This is a genomic window from Streptomyces spirodelae (genome assembly GCF_017676385.1).
Classification (GTDB): Bacteria; Actinomycetota; Actinomycetes; order Streptomycetales; family Streptomycetaceae; genus Streptomyces; species Streptomyces spirodelae.
Genome location: NZ_JAFFZN010000005.1, coordinates 227,135 through 244,160 on the forward strand (window position 1 = coordinate 227,135; position 17,026 = coordinate 244,160).

Annotated in this window: 16 protein-coding genes; 6 read left to right on the plus strand and 10 right to left on the minus strand. The window is 72.5% G+C overall.

What is annotated here, in order from left to right:
* Positions 1 to 2: 2 nt before the first annotated feature.
* From JW592_RS08555 to JW592_RS08565, 3 genes are all read left to right on the plus strand, one after another.
* On the plus strand, positions 3 to 1,250 hold the full coding sequence (locus JW592_RS08555) for an arginine deiminase (RefSeq protein WP_209264315.1): 1,248 nt from the start codon (positions 3 to 5) through the stop codon (positions 1,248 to 1,250).
* Positions 1,251 to 1,312: 62 nt separating this feature from the next.
* The gene (gene argF / locus JW592_RS08560) at positions 1,313 to 2,323 is read left to right on the plus strand and encodes an ornithine carbamoyltransferase (RefSeq protein ID WP_209264316.1); all 1,011 of its coding nucleotides are present in this window, start codon (positions 1,313 to 1,315) and stop codon (positions 2,321 to 2,323) included.
* A 183-nt stretch (positions 2,324 to 2,506) separates the two neighbouring features.
* Positions 2,507 to 3,952 carry an amino acid permease gene (locus tag JW592_RS08565; RefSeq protein ID WP_209264317.1) on the plus strand — a complete coding sequence of 482 codons (1,446 nt, stop codon included), beginning with the start codon at positions 2,507 to 2,509 and terminating at the stop codon, positions 3,950 to 3,952.
* 13 nt (positions 3,953 to 3,965) lie between these two features.
* Here the strand turns inward: JW592_RS08565 and JW592_RS08570 are convergent, their stop codons facing one another.
* A complete protein-coding gene (locus JW592_RS08570) occupies positions 3,966 to 5,084 on the minus strand; it encodes a DUF5954 family protein (protein WP_209264318.1) in 1,119 nt (372 codons plus the stop codon).
* 143 nt (positions 5,085 to 5,227) lie between these two features.
* Between JW592_RS08570 and JW592_RS08575 the strand changes: the two genes are divergently transcribed.
* Genes JW592_RS08575 through JW592_RS08585 form a run of 3 tightly spaced genes read left to right on the plus strand, consistent with a single transcriptional unit; the run spans position 5,228 to position 7,588 of the window.
* Positions 5,228 to 5,644: a hypothetical protein gene (locus JW592_RS08575; protein ID WP_307805333.1), complete on the plus strand. Its 417-nt coding sequence runs from the start codon at positions 5,228 to 5,230 to the stop codon at positions 5,642 to 5,644.
* Between the two features lies 1 nt (position 5,645).
* Entirely contained in the window at positions 5,646 to 6,518 is an 873-nt protein-coding gene (locus JW592_RS08580) for a PP2C family protein-serine/threonine phosphatase (protein WP_209264320.1), read from the plus strand.
* Complete coding sequence (locus JW592_RS08585) at positions 6,518 to 7,588, plus strand: MASE1 domain-containing protein (RefSeq protein ID WP_209264321.1); 1,071 nt, start codon at positions 6,518 to 6,520, stop codon at positions 7,586 to 7,588. Before JW592_RS08580 ends, JW592_RS08585 begins: the two co-directional genes overlap by 1 nt.
* A gap of 94 nt (positions 7,589 to 7,682) precedes the next feature.
* Here JW592_RS08585 and JW592_RS08590 read toward each other — a convergent pair whose 3' ends face one another.
* The 9 genes from JW592_RS08590 to yhfZ all read right to left on the minus strand — a co-directional run bounded on the left by JW592_RS08590 (position 7,683) and on the right by yhfZ (position 16,923).
* Positions 7,683 to 8,507, minus strand: coding sequence for an aldo/keto reductase (locus JW592_RS08590; protein WP_307805334.1), 825 nt, complete (start codon positions 8,505 to 8,507; stop codon positions 7,683 to 7,685).
* 58 nt (positions 8,508 to 8,565) lie between these two features.
* Positions 8,566 to 9,804, minus strand: a complete 1,239-nt coding sequence (locus JW592_RS08595) for a phosphopentomutase (protein WP_307805342.1) — start codon at positions 9,802 to 9,804, stop codon at positions 8,566 to 8,568.
* Positions 9,805 to 9,878: 74 nt separating this feature from the next.
* Positions 9,879 to 11,141, minus strand: coding sequence for an alanine racemase (locus JW592_RS08600; protein WP_209264323.1), 1,263 nt, complete (start codon positions 11,139 to 11,141; stop codon positions 9,879 to 9,881).
* Position 11,142: 1 nt separating this feature from the next.
* Entirely contained in the window at positions 11,143 to 12,366 is a 1,224-nt protein-coding gene (locus JW592_RS08605) for an aminotransferase class V-fold PLP-dependent enzyme (RefSeq protein WP_307805343.1), read from the minus strand.
* 94 nt (positions 12,367 to 12,460) lie between these two features.
* Complete coding sequence (locus tag JW592_RS08610) at positions 12,461 to 13,450, minus strand: phosphotriesterase family protein (RefSeq protein ID WP_209264325.1); 990 nt, start codon at positions 13,448 to 13,450, stop codon at positions 12,461 to 12,463.
* A 107-nt stretch (positions 13,451 to 13,557) separates the two neighbouring features.
* Complete coding sequence (locus JW592_RS08615) at positions 13,558 to 14,979, minus strand: YhfT family protein (RefSeq protein WP_307805335.1); 1,422 nt, start codon at positions 14,977 to 14,979, stop codon at positions 13,558 to 13,560.
* 42 nt (positions 14,980 to 15,021) lie between these two features.
* The gene (locus tag JW592_RS08620) at positions 15,022 to 15,378 is read right to left on the minus strand and encodes a DUF2620 domain-containing protein (protein WP_209264326.1); all 357 of its coding nucleotides are present in this window, start codon (positions 15,376 to 15,378) and stop codon (positions 15,022 to 15,024) included.
* A gap of 78 nt (positions 15,379 to 15,456) precedes the next feature.
* Positions 15,457 to 15,831 (minus strand): PRD domain-containing protein, encoded by a 375-nt coding sequence (locus tag JW592_RS08625; RefSeq protein ID WP_209264327.1) that lies wholly within the window; start codon positions 15,829 to 15,831, stop codon positions 15,457 to 15,459.
* 147 nt (positions 15,832 to 15,978) lie between these two features.
* Positions 15,979 to 16,923 carry a GntR family transcriptional regulator YhfZ gene (gene yhfZ / locus JW592_RS08630; protein ID WP_209264328.1) on the minus strand — a complete coding sequence of 315 codons (945 nt, stop codon included), beginning with the start codon at positions 16,921 to 16,923 and terminating at the stop codon, positions 15,979 to 15,981.
* Positions 16,924 to 17,026: the final 103 nt, after the last annotated feature.

The following is a 17,026-nucleotide window of genomic DNA, read 5'->3' on the forward strand; positions in this document are numbered from 1 at the left end:
GCATGGGATTCCATGTCGACTCCGAGACCGGGCGGCTGCGCCGCGTCATCGTGCACCGGCCGGGGCTCGAACTGAAGAGGCTCACCCCGACCAACAAGGACGACCTCCTCTTCGACGATGTGCTCTGGGTGCGCCGGGCCCTGGAGGAGCACGACGCGTTCGCGGGCACGCTGCGCGAACTCGGCGTCGAGGTACACCTGTTCGGGGAGCTGCTGGCGGAGGTGCTCGATGTGCCGGCGGCCCGCGCCCTGGTCCTGGACCGGGTCTTCGACGAGAAGGAGTACGGTCTGCTGGCGACCGACCATCTGCGCGACTCCTTCGACCGGCTGCCGACCGCCGAGCTGGCCGAGGCGCTGATCGGGGGCATGACCAAGCGGGAGTATCTGGAGGGCTGCCCCGAACCGGCCTCGGTGCGCTTCCATGTGATGGACCTGGACGACTTCCTGCTCGCCCCGCTGCCGAACCACATCTTCACCCGCGACACCTCCGCCTGGGTCTACGACGGGGTGTGCATCAACGCGATGCGGTGGCCCGCCCGGCAGCGCGAGACCGTCCATTTCGAGGCCGTCTACCGGCACCATCCGCTCTTCGCCGCACCAGCGCGTGGCGGGGCCGGCGGAGGCTTCCACACCTGGGCGGGCGGCCAGTCGGCGTATCCGGCCACCATCGAGGGCGGTGACGTCCTGGTGCTGGGCAACGGGGCTGTGCTGGTCGGGATGAGTGAGCGCACCACGCCGCAGGCCGTGGAGACGCTGGCCCGGGGGCTGTTCGAGCAGGGGTCGGCCCGTTCGATCGTGGCGCTGGACATGCCCAAGCGCCGCGCATTCATGCATCTGGACACGGTGCTGACGATGGTCGACGGTGAGACCTTCACCCAGTACGAGGGGCTGGGGATGCTCCGCTCGTACACGATCGAGCCGGGCTCGGGCGCAGCCGAGCTGAAGGTCTCCGACCATCCGCCCGAGCACATGCACCACGCCATCGCCGCCGCGTTGGGGCTGGACCGTATCCGGGTGCTGACACCGACGCAGGATGTGCGTTCGGCCGAGCGGGAGCAGTGGGACGACGGGTGCAACGTGCTGGCCGTCGAGCCCGGTGTCGTCCTGGCGTACGACCGGAACGTGACGACCAACACCCATCTGCGGCGGCAGGGTGTCGAGGTGGTGGAGATCCCGGGCGGCGAGCTGGGGCGGGGGCGTGGCGGGCCGCGCTGTATGAGCTGCCCGGTGGAGCGCGACCCGGTCGTATAGGAATTCGGTAGCTCGTATACTATTGCGGCCCTACCGTTCAGCGCGTGCAGCTAGGAGCCCTCATGGCAGCAGACCTCACAGGCCGCCACTTCCTCAAGGAGCTGGATTTCACGCCGGAGGAGTTCCGCGCCCTGGTCCGGCTCGCGGCGGAGCTGAAGGCCGAGAAGCGGGCCGGGACCGAACGCCCGCGGCTGGGCGGACGCAACATCGCACTGATCTTCGAGAAGTCCTCCACCCGTACCCGCTGCGCGTTCGAGGTTGCCGCCGCCGATCAGGGCGCGCACACCACCTACCTCGACCCCACCGGATCGCACCTGGGCGCGAAGGAGTCCGTGAAGGACACCGCACGCGTGCTCGGGCGGATGTTCGACGGCATCCAGTACCGCGGCAGCGGCCAGGAGGTCGTCGAGGAGCTGGCCGCACACGCGGGCGTCCCCGTCTACAACGGCCTCACCGACGAGTGGCACCCCACTCAGATGCTCGCGGACGTGCTCACCATGACCGAGCACGCGCCGGGCGCCCCCGGCCGGGCGCTGTCCGAGCTGGCGTACGCCTACCTGGGCGACGCGCGCAACAACATGGGCAACTCCTACCTGATCACGGGCGCGCTGCTGGGCATGGACGTACGCATCGTGGCGCCGCGCTCGCTGTGGCCCGAGGAGTCGGTGACCGCACGGGCGCGGGAGCTGGCCGAGGAGACAGGGGCCCGGATCACCCTGACCGAGGACGTGTCCGAGGGCGTGCGCGGCGCCGACTTCCTCGCCACGGACGTATGGGTCTCGATGGGCGAGCCCAAGCAGGCGTGGGACGAGCGGATCGAACTGCTGCAGCCCTACGCGGTGACCATGGACGTGCTCCGCGCCACCGGGAACCCCCGGGCGCGCTTCCTGCACTGTCTGCCCGCCTTCCACGACCTGGGCACCACGGTGGCCCGGGAGATCCACGAGCAGTACGGGCTGACCTCGCTGGAGGTCACCGACGAGGTGTTCGAGTCGGAGCACTCGGTCGTCTTCGACCAGGCCGAGAACCGGCTGCACACGATCAAGGCCGTCCTGGTGGCGACGCTGAGCTGAGGCCGACAGAGGCGACCTCGCCATGTGTGCATAGTCATACGGATGAGTGCGGGATCATGCAGAGATCGCCGTTACGCTGGACTCCAGCCTCGAAGGGTCCGGGCCACCGCCCGGGCCCTTCCCTTGTGCACGTCCGCGTGTGCACACCACCCCGTGCACACCCCGCACCGCCCTGGAAGTTCCATGCCCCGCACCGGCCTGCGCCTGAAGTCCCCCGATCTGCTGGTCGCCGAATCCGGCGCCGACCTGGAGGGACACGGCCTCAAGCGCACCCTGGGCCCGTTCCAGCTCGTGTGCTTCGGCATCGGCGCGATCGTGGGAACCGGCATCTTCGTCGGCCTGTCCGACACCGTGGCCGAGGCCGGACCCGCCGTCGTCGTCTCCTTCCTCCTCGCCGCCCTGACCTGCGTCTTCACTGCCTTCTCGTTCGCAGAGCTGGGCGGCGCCATCCCCGTCTCGGGCAGCTCGTACTCCTACACCTACGCCTCGCTGGGCGAGCGCGCGGCCTTCCTGGTCGGCTGGTGCCTGCTGCTGGAGTACGGGGTCTCCGTCTCCGCCGTCGCCATCGGGTGGGGGCAGTATCTGAACGAACTGCTGGAGAACACCGTCGGCCTGCGCATCCCCGCCTCCCTCGCCGACGCTCCCGGACACGGCGGCGTCGTCAATGTGCCGGCCGTCGTGGTGATGCTGCTCGCCGCCGTACTGCTGGTGCGCGGGGTGCGGGAGAGCGCGCGGGCGACCGCCGTGATGGCGGTGATCAAGGTCGGCATCCTGGTGCTCTTCTGCGCCATCGCCTTCACCGCCTACGACGCGGGCAACCTGATGCCCTTCGCGCCGGAGGGCATCGGCGGTATCGGCGCGGGCGCCTCGCTGGCCTTCTTCTCCTTCATCGGCTTCGACGCGATCTCCACCGCCGGTGAGGAGGTCAAGAATCCGCGCAGGAACATACCGCTGGCCATCATGGTGACCATCGGCTGTGTGGCGCTGCTCTACTGCCTGGTGTCGGTCGCCGCGATCGGTGCGATGCCCTGGGAGCAGGTGGGCGGCAAGCCGGCGGCGCTCTCGCTGATCGTCGACCACGCCACCGGCTCCGCCTTCGGCTCCACGGTGATCGCGCTGGGTGCGGTGGTGGCCATCGCCTCGGTGGTGCTGGCGGTGATGTACGGGCAGACCCGCATCCTGCTGTCGATGTCCCGGGACGGCCTGATGCCGCAGGTGTTCGAGCGGGTCTCGCCGAAAACCTCGACACCGGTCGCCAACACCTGGATCGTCGCGGTCGTCTTCGCCGTCCCGGCCGCCGTCGTACCGCTGGACGTGGTACTCGACATGACGGTCATCGGCACGTTGGCGATCATGGCTGTGGTGAACGTCTGCGTCCTCGCCCTGCGGCGCTCGCACCCCGGCCTCCAGCGCAGGTTCCGGGTGCCGCTCTACCCGGTTGCGCCGCTGCTGGGCGTGGCCTTCAGCCTGTACCTGATGTCCGGGCTGCCGTTGGTGACGTGGATACAGTTCGCCGTCTTCGTGGCCGTCGGAGCGCTGGTGTACTCGGCGTACGGCCGGCGCCGCTCACGGCTCGGGGCCGCCGCCGCGCCGGAATCCGCCCCTTCCTTGGTCCGACAAGCCCGGTAAGAACTGCCCTGCCCTAGGTGTCGCCGTTGCGGCGGGCCAGTTCCTCCTCCGTGAGCCGCTGGAGCAGCGCCACCCGGGCGGCCAGATCGGGATCGTCGTCCTCGTCCTCGTCCTCGACGTCCAGGTCCTCGGCCCGCATCCGCTCGTCCTGGACCAGGACCGGCTCGTCCGGGTCGTAGTCGCTCGGGCGGGGGCCCTCCGGACCGTCGGGGCCGATCCGGACGAACCGTTCGACGCGGACGAGGCGCAGCCGGCGCCCCGCGAAGCGCAGCTCGACGCCGCGCTCCTCGTCGAGCCGGTCGGCCGCTTCCTTGTAGACGGCGCGGGTGGCCTCGTCCAAGCTCTGCAAGGCGGGTGCCAGCACCCGCAGCAGCATGGTGAGGGAGTCGCGGGCCTCCTGTGGGGTGCCGCTGTCGCCGGTCTCGGAGCGCCAGGCGCCGCACTCCTCCTCGGCGAAGAGGAACGCCGGCGGCAGCAGCACGCCCCCCGGGTGGGTGACGGCAGCCCGCCGTGCATCCTCACGGACCTGGGGGTCGTCCCCCTCGCGGTGGGCGGAGGCGAGCAGCTCGGCTTTGAGGAGGCCCTCGGAGGGGCCGGTGGGCGCGGCCGCGTCCAGTACGAAACCGGCGGTACGGTCGGGCAGCCGGCGCGCTGTGCCGGGCGCCGCCGGATCGGGGTCGGAGGGGCGGGGCGGCTCGGGGCCCTCCGGCCCTGCGCGGATGACGTTCTCGGCCCGTACGACGCGGTAGCGCTCACCGAGCACGGTCAGCTCGTCCAGCGCCTCCCGGTCCAGGCGCTCGGCGGCCGCCTGGCAGGCCGCTCGGGTCTCCTCCTCGCCCGCCTCCTGTGCCTCGTGGGCGCGGCGGCGGAAGTGCGAGCCCAGCCCGTCGCGGGCGCTCTGCGGGGTGGGCGCGCCGAAGTACGAAAGCAACTGCCAGCCGGCCTCCCCGTCCGCCTCCCTCCGTTCCCTGGCGGGCCCGAAGACGGGGCGGAACCCCATCAGCACGGGGTAGCGCTCCCGCGCCAGCCACGCCTCCTCATCCGCCATGGCGGCCACCGGCTCCGCCAGGGGGGCCACTCTGATCGTCCGGTAGGGCGGTACGCGATCCGTCCCGTCACACTCTCCCTGCATGCGGCAAGTATGCGCACGACTACCGTACGTACGGGCCGAGTTCGCGAAGTTCGGCCGTACGGCTGGTTGGCCCGCCGGCCGCGGGGCACTGTGTGCGGGTGGGCCGGGAGCACCGCAGGAGAGGGATGCGAGAGGGAGGCCGGGTGAAACCTGTGACGCGCGTGGGACTGCTGAGGGCCGTGGGCGCGGCGACCGCCTGCTACGGGGTCGCCGTCGCGGCCTGGCCGCAGCTGTTGGCCAAGCCCTCCGGACTGGTGACCGAGGACGGCCGCACCCCACAGGACACCCGCACCGCCCTGCGCCCGCTGGCCTGGCGGGACGCGGCCTGCGGAGTGGCCCTGATGCTGGCGCCCGAGGGCCCGGCGCTGACCACCGCCGCCTGGCTGCGTGCCGCCGCCGACCTGGGCGACGCGGCGCTGCTGGGCGCGACACTCCCTCGCGAGGCCCGCGCCAAGGCGGTCGCCGTCTCGGTGGGCTGGGGCGCGCTGTCGGTGGCGGCGCTGTGCGCGGGCCGGACGCGCTCGCCGGGCGAGGACACAGGGCCGCGGCTACGCTCATGACATGGGTGGTCGGCACCGTCATGCGCGGCCGGCGAGCGCCGACGATCTGCTCTCGCAGCTCGGACGGCTCACGGCCAGGGTCCGCGAAGAGGTCGAGGTGCAGCGCGCCCGGGTCGAGCTGGCCGAAGCCCTGCAACGCGGAATGCTCCCCTCCACCCTGCCCACCGCACCGGGCCTGCGCGTCGCGGCCCGCTACGCCCCGGCCCGCAACGGCCTGGACATCGGGGGCGACTGGTACGACGGCTTCCGGCTGTCCGACGGGACCCTCGGCTTCTCCATCGGCGATGTGCAAGGGCACGATGTGGAGGCCGCCGCCTACATGGGCCAGGTGCGGATCGCACTGCGCGCCGTGGCCGCCATGGGCACAACGGACCCCGGCGAGATCCTGCACACCGCCAACGAGCTGCTCGCGGCCACGGACAATCCGCTCTTCGCCACCTGCGTCTTCCTCCGCTTCGACCCGCGCACGTGGAGTGTGCACACCGCGCGGGCCGGACACACGGGAGCCGTGTGGGCGCGGGCCGACGGGGTGGGCGGGGTCATCGACCACCCCCCGGAGGAGATCGGCCTCCCGCTGGCCGTCATGGAGTGCCAGAGCTACCAGGTGACCGAGTACCACCTGACCCAGCCCGGTGCGCTGGCGCTGCTGACCGACGGGGTGGTGGAGGGGCCCCGGTTCCCGCTCGAGGAGGGCCTGGCCCAGGTGGCGCGGGTGCTGCGGGACGGCGTCCGTGACGACCCCGAGGTGCTCGCCGACCGCGTCATGGAGGTGGCGGAGAAGACCGGCCACACCGACGACGCGGCGGTGCTGGTGCTCAGCTATGAGGGGCCGGAGGCGTGTCAGACGGCCGACACAGCACCCGGCGTTGTCTGATGAACGGTGTGGCACCACCCAACGAGACGACGGCGGACCGGACACCGGAGCCCTCCCCCTTCCCGGTCTGGCCACTGACCGGCGGCACCAGGGGAGGCATGGTCGCCGCGTACGTGCTGTGCATCGTCGTACTGGCCCTGTCCTACTACGCGGGCGGACGGCTCGGCCTGCTGTGGCGGGTGGAGGTCGAGGGAGCGGTGGTCACCCCGTTCTGGCCGCCGACCGGTATCGCCGTCGCCGGCCTGCTCTACTTCGGGCTGCGGGTGTGGCCGGGCGTGGCGCTGGGCTCGCTGCTGGTGCTCCTCTACATGGGACCGCTGAGCTGGACGGCCGCCGGGTCCGTGGCCGGGAGCACGCTCGCGCCCGTCGTCGCCTGCTTCCTGCTGCGCCGGGTGGGCTTCCGCGAGCAGGTCGACCGGCTCAGGGACGGGGTGAGCCTGGTCTTCCTCGGAGCGCTCCTCGGCATGCTGGTGAGCGCGACCGTGGGCTGCCTGATGCTGGTCGCGGGCGGCAATCTGCAGCTGCGGGAGTACTGGCCGGTCTGGTCGGCGTGGTGGGCCGGCGACGCGGTCGGTGTCCTGGTCGTCACCCCCCTGCTGCTGTCCCTGCCCAAGCTGGGCCGCCCGCGCAACTGGGTGCAGGCCGGCGAAGCGGTCGGCCTGGCGGCGGCGACCACCGCGGTGGCCATCGTGGTGACCCGCGCCCCGATCGACCTGCTGTTCCTGGTCTTCCCGCTGCTGGTGTGGGCGGCGCTGCGCTTCCAGCTCGCCGGGAGCGCGGTGAGCACGACCATCCTCGCCATCGCCGCCACCTGGGGAGCCACCGACCGTGCCGGGGTGTTCGCACGGCAGGACCTGATCACGGACATGGTCACGCTCCAGGCGCTCAACGGCTCCGCCGCGCTGACGACACTGCTGCTGGCCGCCGTCACGGCGGAGAAGCGCAACACCCACCGCAGGATCGCCGCCGCCTGCGACGACCTGGCCGAAATGGTGGAGGTCCTCGCCCCCCAGGGCCGCGGCCCCCGCTCCTTCCCCGCGGGCGGCCGCACGGGCCAGCGCCAGGGGTAGGGCTCGGGCTTGGGCTCGGGCTCGGGCCGAGCTGTCTCGCCGCACGGCTGGGATCTGCCGCCGATCTACCCGGCCGGGTACAGCGGCGGGGCCCTCAGAGGATTTCCAGCGGGCGCCTGCGGCTCGGCGGGGGGAACGCCTCGTTCAGCGCGGCGAGGTCCTCCTCGGTCAGGTGCAGGTCGGCCGCCGCGCGGTTCTCCTCGACATGGGCGCGAGAGGAGGCTTTGGGAATCGCGATGACGTCCGGGTGGCGCAGCACCCAGGCCAGCGCCACCTGCGCGGGCGTCGCACCGTGCGCGTCGGCGACCGAGCGGAGCGCCGGGTGGTCCAGGAGCCGTCCCTGCTCGACGGGCGAGTACGCCATCACGGGCACCGACAGCTCCCGGCAGCGGGGCAGCAGGTCGAACTCCGGGCCGCGCCGGGTGAGGTTGTAGAGGACCTGGTCGGTGGCGGGCACGGCGCCTTCCGGGAGGTCTGCCAGGTCGTCGGTGTCCAGGTTGCTGACCCCCCAGAAGCGGATGTCTCCCTCGTCGACCAGCCCGTCCAGCGCCTCGACGGTCTCCGCCAGCGGGACTCCGCCGCGCCAGTGCAGCAGGTACAGATCGATGCGGTCGGTGCCCAGCCGGCGCAGGCTGGCCCGGCACGCTTCGACGGTGCCGCGCCGGTCGGCGTTGGACGGCAGCACCTTGCTGACGAGGAACACCTCGTCCCTGCGCCCCTTGACGGCCTCGCCGACCAGCTCCTCGGCGGCGCCGCTGCCGTACATCTCGGCCGTGTCGATGAGCGTCATGCCCTGGTCGATGCCGGTGCGCAGCGCGTCCAGTTCCTGGGCGCGCCGGGAGGGGTCGTCGCCCATGTGCCAGGTGCCCTGGCCGAGCGCCGGGACGGGCGTACCTGAGGGAAGGTTCACTGTGCGCACGACGTTCGCGGTCCTTTCCTTCGGCGGCGGTACTGCACGGACTCCGACCCATGATCGCTCAGGCGGCCGCGCCCTCCGGTATCCGCTCCCCGCTGGCGAGGCCCGCGGGGTCGAGTCCGAGGGCCGCCGCGGCTGTGGCGCCCACATCGGCCAGGCTGCCGGCGTCCGGCAGCAGATCGACGGTGGCGGCGCCCGGCCGGTGGATGAGCAGGGGCACATACTCACGGGTGTGGTAGGCGTGCCCGATCGTGGGGTCGTTGCCGTGGTCGCCGGTGACGACGAGGCGGTCGCCGGGCCGGTCCAGCAGCGCGACCAGTGCGGCCAGGCCCGCGTCGACCTGCTCCAGGATGCGCGCGTACCGCTCCGGGTCCCGCTGATGGCCCGCCAGATCGCTCTCCTGCACATTGGCCACGACCAGCGACTCGCCCGGCGCGCGAGCGGCCTCCACGGTGTGCGCGAGCACCTCGGCCGTGGCCACGGCGGGACGGCGGACGGCCGCCTCGCACGCCAGGATGTCCGCGGCCTTGCCGACGAGTGTGACGGGGACTCCGGCTCGCGCGGCGAGTTCCGGGAGCTGCCGGGTGTGGTCCAGCTCCGCGCCCAGGTGCCGCACCTGGAGACCGCCGTTGCGGTAGAGGCCGCTGGCCGGGGTGTCCAGGCCCACCGTTCCGCCGTCGCCGTCGCGGACGAACTCGCGCAGCGGGCCGTCCGCATGGCCGCCGACCGCGATGACCCTGGCCACCGGCGCCACCTCGCGCACCGTGCGGGCGACGCGGAGGATGCCGTCGAAGGCGAGGTCCTCGAGCCTGGCCGAGGCGTTCCAGTTGATGCCGGGGTCAGCCTCCAGGTTGTCGTGCACCAGCACGCTGCCGTCGACCAGCAACAGCGCCCTGCCGTCGAGGCGTTCGACGCGGTGGTCCGCCGCCTGGAGGGCCTCCGTCACCTCCCCCAGGTGGTCGCCGAGCCGGGCGACCGTCACCCTGCTGAAGTCCGCGCCCATCATCGTCTGGTGGCCGGCGAACGTGTCGGCGCCGGGGTAGCCCAGCGCGGCCCGGCCTGCCGCCACCGGCAGCCGGGCAGTGCGCGCGAGGTCGGGGTGCGGGTGGACCAGGCCGAGGCCCAGCGCGCCGAGCACCGGCAGCCGCAGCGGCCGGCCGAGCGACTCGCGGGCGTGGTCGAGCACATGGCCGCAGGTGTCAGCGGCGGCGTCGCCGGGCCGCAGCGCCCCGGCGTCCGGCATCGCGCCGATGCCGAACCCGTCGACGACGACGATGACGGTACGGCCCCGGCCGGGCACCTTCCCCGAACGGCCACGGTCCTGCGCTTCTTGTGCCGCTCCCCGACCGTGGTGGGCCTCCTGGGTCCCGCTGGTCACAGCGCCCTCCCGTGTGCGTCGTAGAGCCCGGTCAGTCGAGGTTTTCCGGACGAGAGGCCGGCCACCACCGCCACCGTGGAGCGGGTCACGAAGATCTGCGTACGGAACGCCAGCAGCACCGTGTCACCGGCGCGCACCTGTCCGCCTTCCCGCGGCCCGTCCCCGTCCCCGTCCCCGGGCGCGTCCCCGGGCGCGGGCGGCGCGGACGCGAGCGGCGCGGGCGCGGGCGGGGGCGCGAGCGGCGCGGGCGGGGGCGCGGACAACAGCCGGTAGTAGTCGATGTTCTCGGCGGGCGCACTCTGCACGGACAGCCGCCGGCCGGTGCGCGGCAGCAGCGCTGAGGCGATACGGGCCCGGGGATAGAACCCGCCCCCGAACACCGCCGGGCGGCCGTCGGCCAGCGTATGTGCGACCTCCGTGACGTACACGTAAGCGGGCCGCTCGGGCTGACCGGGATCGAGCGCGTGCAGCGGAGTGGTGCCGGTGAGGGCGTGACCGGGCTCGCCATGGGTGGCGCCGAGCCGGGCGAGCAGGGGCAGGCTGGCCATGGAGGTGGCGCTGGGGGCACTGAGCTTGAGGTCCTGGTGGCCACGTGCGGCGAGCAGTTCCCGGGCCTTGAGGGCGACGTCGAAACCGGGGGTGGGTGCCGGGGCGCCGGTCTCCGGGTCGCACAGCACACAGGGGAACGCGGTGACGCCCGCGATTCTGATGCCCGGCAGCCGCTCGGCCTCCTCCGCGAACGCGTCGAGTGCGGAGAGTGGGACCCCGCCCTCCTGGCCCGGGTAGCCGGCGCCGGCCGGGCCTTCGAGCCGGATGAGTACGTCCTGGACGTGGCCGAGGCCCTGGGCCGCCGCCGAGACGGCTCGCGCGTTGGCCAGGTCGAAGACCGTGACGGCCTCCGGCCGCCAGCCGAGCATCTCGGGCAGTGCCCGGTGCGGGACCTGCACGAGGTGGCCGAGGTTGCCCGCGCGGGCGCCCGCGGCGTGCAGCGTGCGGGCCTCGGCGGGGTCGATGGCGGCGAAGGACGGAATGGCGCGCGAGACGGCGCGGATCAGCTCCGGGTTGCGGCCGAACTGCTTGACGACGAACCAGAGGGACAGGCCGAGCCGTTCGGCCTCGCCCGCGAGGAGGGTGGCGTTCTCCGCGACGGCGTCCAGGTCCATGACGTAGGTGTCGGGCGGGATCTCGCCGCGCCGGTGGAGGTCGGCCGCGGTGTCGGCGAGCTCCGGGTTGCGGGCGAGGAGGCTGTCGAGGAACACGTCAGTCCTTTGTGCGGTGCTTCTCAGCTTCGTGCGGGGCAGCGGGGGCGGCGGTCGGGGCACCGGCGGAGGTAGCGGTCGGGGTAGCCGTGGGGGCGTCGGCAGGGGCGGCAGTGGGTGATTCGGCGCGGAGCACTTCCAGGGAGCGGCGCAGGATGCCGAGGACGAGCTCGGCGCCGGCGCGCATCGGATTGACGCGGACCACCCAGTCGGCCAGCTCCGGTGCGTCCTCCAGGGCCGAGCTGGACATCCGGTAGAAGAGCGGCGCGATCTCGTACCGCGAGTTGGAGCCCACCGGATAGGGCGCGGCACCGAACCGGGCCGCCACCTCGGGGAGTCGCCCGGCCAGGGGTGCGTCGAGCTGGATGAGCAGGCATCTGTCCTGCGCGTTGGCCAGGCGCACATCGGCGACTCCCGGCACCTCGCCGGCGGCGAGGCGCTCGGCGACCTCGGCGCCGACGCGGGACTGCACCGCCCACATCACCGGCACATGGGTGAGGGCGCGCAGCGCGTCCAGCGCCTGGTGGCCCTGGACTTGGCCGCCGCCCGAGTAGTTGTCGGCGTGCACGCGGGCGACCAGGTCCGCGGCACCGACCACAGCGCCGACGCCTTCCGGGCCGTGCAGCTTGAACAGCGAGAAGCAGGAGGCGTCGGCCCCCAGTTCCACGCCGGAGGCGGGCACCCGGAAGACGGCGTAGTTGTCGTCGGTGAGCGTGCGGACCCCGGCCTCGCGGCAGGCGGCCAGGACCTCGCCCGGGTCGTAGGAGTCGGCCAGCCGCTGCCGGGTGTGCTGGACGTACGCCCAGCGGAAGCGGCCGGTGGCGAGTGCGGCCCGCAGCGCGCCGAGGTCGTTGAAGTCGGCCTCGACCGTCTCGACGCCCAGCCCGCGCAGGGTGACGGCTGTGGTGCGGTAGACGGGTGCCCGGTGGATGAGCAGCGGCTCGCCCGATCCGACAGCGGCGCTCAGCGCGGCCCGGATCGCGCCGGTGCCCGCGCCCTGCACCAGCGCGGCGTCCTCGGCCCCGAAGTAGGTGGCCAGCACGGCCTCGACGCGCGCGGTGGTCTGCGGCCGCCCGAGTCCGGGCACCACTCCGGCGTCGGCGGCGAACAGTTGTGTCCCGCCGAAGTGCGCGGTGGTTGCCTCCAGCAGCCGGAACTGCTGTTCGACCGCCTCCTCGACCGGAACAGTGGCCAGCGGGAAGGTAGGGGGCAGCGGCGGAGGCACCGGCCCGGGGACGGCCGTCGGGGCGGTGTTGCCCGGCGTCTCGTCGGCCAGTGTCTCGTTGACCGGCGTCTCGGTTGCTGGTGTCTCGGCCATCTCAGATCTCCTCCGGGCTCGCGCCGGTCAGAAAGCGCAGCGGGTTGCGCCGGGTCAGCACATCGATCAGGTCGTCGTCGACTCCCGCGTCGCGGGCGGCGGGAAGGAAGGAGCGGAACAGATGGCCGTAGCCCTGGCCGCCCTCGGACCGCAGATAGCCGTGGCGGGAGATGTCGCAGCTGAGCAGCGCCCGGTCGGCGTGGCCTGCCTCCAGCAGCGCGAGCAGCAGCCGCAGCCGCACCTCGTCGCTCTGGTAGCTCTTCTTGCCGACGGTGTCGAAGGCGACGTACGCGCCCTCGGCGGCGAGCCGTCGGTGGACGGCCGGGGCGGTGAGCAGGTCCTGGTGGCCGACGCAGATCCGGTGCGGGGCGAGGCCCGCGCCGGTCAGCACGTCGAGCTGGGCGAGTCCGCCGTGGCCGAGCTGGGCGTGGGTGGCGACGGACAGGCCGGTGGCGACGGCCGCCCGCGCTGCGGCGCGCAGCGAGCGGGTCTCCGGCTCGCTGGGGACCTCTCCGTGGCTGCCCACCTCGCCGAGCACTCCGGGCCGGATTCCGGTCGGTCTGCCGTCAGGGCCGGTGATCCCCTCGTGGATCTCCCGCACCAGAGTGGCGGTGAGTTGTTCGACGGAGGCGCCCGCCAGGTCGGCCGCCGGGTGGTACGGCTCGTAGTACCACCCGGTCGCGGCGACGACGGCGACCCCGCTCTCCTCGGCGATCCGGGCCAGCGCTCCCGGGTCCCGGCCCATGCCCCGGCAGGTCTGCTCGATGACGAGGGCCAGCCCGAACTCCTCGCGCAGCTCGGCGAGCTCGCGGCTGACGGCCGGGCCGTGCCGCCGCGCATCGAGAACGGCGGCGCCGTCGCCCTTGCGGTCCAGGTCGAGGACGAGGTGCTCATGGGCCAGCGCTGGACCGCCCACGGAGGCTGCGGGCAGCGCTCCCGCGACGGTTTGCAGCAGCGGTTCGGTGCCGTGGGGGGTGGCGGTGGAGCTCATGGTGGGCCTTCCTGTGGCAGCACGGCCTGGGACGCCGGCCGGGAGGGGCCTGCCCCTGGCGGGGCAGGCCATGACGGCCGGGCCGGCCCTGGGAGCGGACCGGCGGATTAGCTCTTGAGCGGGGTGAACAGGTCGAGCCAGTGGAGGACGTTCAGCAGGACACCGCCGACGAGCACCGCGGCAGGCGCAGCCGCCATCCGTACGACGGGCCGCCCCATCGCCTCGTTGAGCAGGTAGAGCCCGCCCACGATGAGGATGCCGAGCCCGGCGCCCATCGCGTTGGCCGCCATCAGCGAGCCGAAGAGGATGGCCAGACGGAGGCTCTCGCCGATGGCGTTGCGCAGGTGTTCGGACGAGTCGCGGACGCTGGGCAGCTTGCCGAGGACCTTCCCGATCGAGGAGAGGGCCAGGATCTCCAGGGCGAACACGGCCGCTCCGGCTATCGCCGCCAGAACGGGGTTCGGCATCAGGTAGCCGATCGGGTAGACGAGCGTGAAACCGGCGATGCCGTAGGCGCCCGAGGCCAGCGCCGTCGTCGCGATCAGCGGAAGGAAGCCGAAGAAGCGGTAGAAGTCGACCTGCGCCGCCTCCGATATGTGGCCCTTGGCTATCAGGAAGCTGGTGGCCTCACCACCGCCGAATATGTGCATCTGCGCCAGCACACAGACACCGGCGCCCAGCACCATGAACAGCGGGAGGTAGCGGCGCAGCCGGGCCGCGCTGCTGGTGAACAGCGAGGCCATCGGATCGTCCTCGGGCGGGGCCGGGGCGGCGGCCTCCGCCCGGGCTCCGGCTTCGGCTCCTTCTCCACCCCCGGACCCGGCCGCACGGCCGGCCTTGGCCCGGGCCTCGCGGTCGGCCTTGCGCTGCACCAGATCCCGGCGCACCGCGAGGCCGATCAGCAGCAGCACGCCGACGGCCATCGCGAGAGCACCCGCGAACATGTTGGGCCACACCTTCATCGTCAGCACCACGAGGGCGAGTTCGACGACGCCCGCCGCCGCGCCCCAGGCCCGGCCGAACTGCTTGGTGATGGCCAGCACCGGGAAGAGCGTGAAGAGGAAGAGGATCGGCGTCGACATCTGCTGCATGGCCGTCAGGAAGTCGACGGGCAGGTCGTGTGCCACCTCGTTGGCGCCGTTGAGCCCGAAGACGACGACCGCTCCCCAGCCGGCGCCCAGCAGCGGCGCCAGCCACTTCTTCGGCGCCAACAGGCCCAGGATGTCGGTGGGCAGGAAGAGCAGCCACGGGTTGAGGACGCCGGAGGAGAGCGCCATCGGCGCGCCGAGGCCGAAGATGAAGCCGGCGGAGAGCCCGAAGGAGACCGCCGTGGTGGCCGAGCGGGTGGTGCGCCCGTGGATGAAGTCCAGCATGAAAGGGCGCACTCCGTCGTTGAAGACGGCGAGCGCCATGTGCGAGACCAACGCGGTCAGCGCACACAGGAGGATGACGGTCAGCTGCTGCGGCAGCGAGAGGTCCAGTCCGGCGTCAGCGGCCAGTTGGAGGCCGGCGGTGCTCTTGAGGCTCACAGGGTCGCTCCTTCACGCCCGGGGTGTCTGTGCCGGACCCGGTCAGGCGCGCGCGGCGACGGCGCGGGCGAGCAGGGGGGCGATGGTGTCGATCTGGTCCATGGAGAAGCCGAAGACCTTCTTGCCGTCGGCCAGCAGCGCAGCGACCTGCTCCTCGGTGGGCACCGAGCGCCCGAAGGTGTGGCAGGCGGGCTGCCCCAGCAGGCCGACCAGCACACCCAGGGAGGCGCCGGCGCCGGTGTGACAGGTGCCGAGGAAGTAGTCGGCCTGGCCGGAGCGGAGCTTCATGGCGGCGTCCATGTCGCTGGAGACCGCGACTTCGACGCCGTCGAGACCGAGCGCGTCGACGGCGTTCGCGACCTCGGTCTTGCCGACGCCGCCGGTGAGGATCTTCGTCATGGGTGGGTGCCTCTCATGTGTGCTGTGACCGGTGGGCGGGTGCGGCCCGTCGGGTGGGGTGGGTGGAGGCCGGATGGCTCAGCCGGATATGCGCTGGGCGAGAACAGCCAGGTGCAGGGCGAGGAAGTTGATTTCGGAACGGGGCAGAGTGGCGCCGAGCTCCGCCTCGGCACGGGCGGCGACGCGGCGGGCCCGCTCCACGGCGGCCGGGTGGTCGGCCAGCTCGGCGATGATCTGTTCGTCCGTCTGGAACTTCTCGATGGGCTCGCCGTCCAGCAGCCGGGTGAGGGCCATCACCAGATGGCTCGTCAGCATGCCCGCCGTCTCCTCGGTGACCTGGGCGCCCTCGGCGGCGAGGGCGGACAGCTCGGCCGTCACGAAGTCGACCACTTCCGGCCGGACGTGGCCGCCCTCGCGGAAGAGCTGGAGGCGGAGTGCGAGCTGATCGTCCACGGGTTCTCCTCGACGGTGACAGAAAACGGCAGAAATCTGGATTCTGGATTCTCGCGGCGGCCCGAGCCCTGTCCGTCCGCGTCCGTTGTGGGTGCCGCCCCGGCCGTCCGGAGACGGGACCGGCCGCCCGTAGGCGGGCCGGCCGGGTCAGTAGGAGGGCATCAGGTCTCCTCTGACGACCTCGCCCTGAAGCTCCGTCACCCGTTCGGTGTCGATGGCGTCCCGTATGGCGTGCAGGGCGGCCACGCTCTCGGCTCTGCCGATGACGGCCGCGCTGGAGTTCCGCAGCGAGAGGTCGCGCGTTATCTCGTCGCCGAGCGGCAGCACCTCGATACCCGCGTCGATCCGGCCCTGCACTTCGTCCAGATTCCAGACGGTGGCGTCCGCCTTGTTCTGTGCCAGCAGGTCGGGCAGCTGCATGTAGGAGCACTCGATCCACTCGACGTCGTCCCGCCCCGAGAACGCCCGTTCGGCGAGCATCCGCTGGTCTTCCGAGGCGTGGTCGACCGCGACGCGCAGCCCGGGCACGTCCAGCGAGCCGCCCTCCCGCAGCAGCACCCCGTGCGCCCCCACATATGTGGTGGGGCCGAGATCGACCACCAGGGAGAGGTCTTCCGGATACTCCTCGATCAGGCGGTCGGCGGCGAAGCGGGAGAGGACCACCAGGTCCGCCTTGCCCTCGAGCAGCGCCGTGGCTCTGCTGCCCGCACCCCGCATGAAGGTGATGGCGAACGGCGTCCCGGCGTCGTCGAAGGCGGCGCGCAGCCCGGTGGCCAGCCCCTCGTAGCGGCGGGAGTAGGGCAGCGGCATCGCGGCGAGCAGGGTGCCGAGGCCGGAGAGCCGCCACAGGACCGAGCGGTCCGACCGGACGAGGAAGGTGCCCAGATGGCCGCGCGCGGCGATCTCGATCGCCCCCGCCTCCTCCAGCAGCCGCAGCGCGGCCTGCACGGTGCCGTTGCCGCATCCCAGTTCCTCGGCGAAATCCCGCACGCGGGGCAGCCGCGTCTCCGGCTCGTACTCCAGCAGGAGGAGCGCGAGCTGGCGCGCCGCCAGGCCGTTGCGGGTCAGGAACCGCTCGTCGTAACCGTTCACGAAGGAACAGTAAACAGAATCTTGGATTCTTGACAAGCCCTTGCTCGTGGCCCTCGACTGCCCGTTCCCCGGAGGCGAACGCCCGAGTCGACGGAGGCTCAGA

Bases quoted from the DNA above. Each gene is read 5' to 3' on its own strand.
- JW592_RS08585 (WP_209264321.1), top strand. From the start codon at position 6,518: ATGAACGGTGTGGCACCACCCAACGAGACGACGGCGGACCGGACACCG.
- JW592_RS08610 (WP_209264325.1), bottom strand. From the start codon at position 13,450: ATGAGCTCCACCGCCACCCCCCACGGCACCGAACCGCTGCTGCAAACC.
- JW592_RS08580 (WP_209264320.1), top strand. From the start codon at position 5,646: ATGGGTGGTCGGCACCGTCATGCGCGGCCGGCGAGCGCCGACGATCTG.
- argF (WP_209264316.1), top strand. From the start codon at position 1,313: ATGGCAGCAGACCTCACAGGCCGCCACTTCCTCAAGGAGCTGGATTTC.
- JW592_RS08620 (WP_209264326.1), bottom strand. From the start codon at position 15,378: ATGACGAAGATCCTCACCGGCGGCGTCGGCAAGACCGAGGTCGCGAAC.
- JW592_RS08555 (WP_209264315.1), top strand. From the start codon at position 3: ATGGGATTCCATGTCGACTCCGAGACCGGGCGGCTGCGCCGCGTCATC.
- JW592_RS08570 (WP_209264318.1), bottom strand. From the start codon at position 5,084: ATGCAGGGAGAGTGTGACGGGACGGATCGCGTACCGCCCTACCGGACG.
- JW592_RS08565 (WP_209264317.1), top strand. From the start codon at position 2,507: ATGCCCCGCACCGGCCTGCGCCTGAAGTCCCCCGATCTGCTGGTCGCC.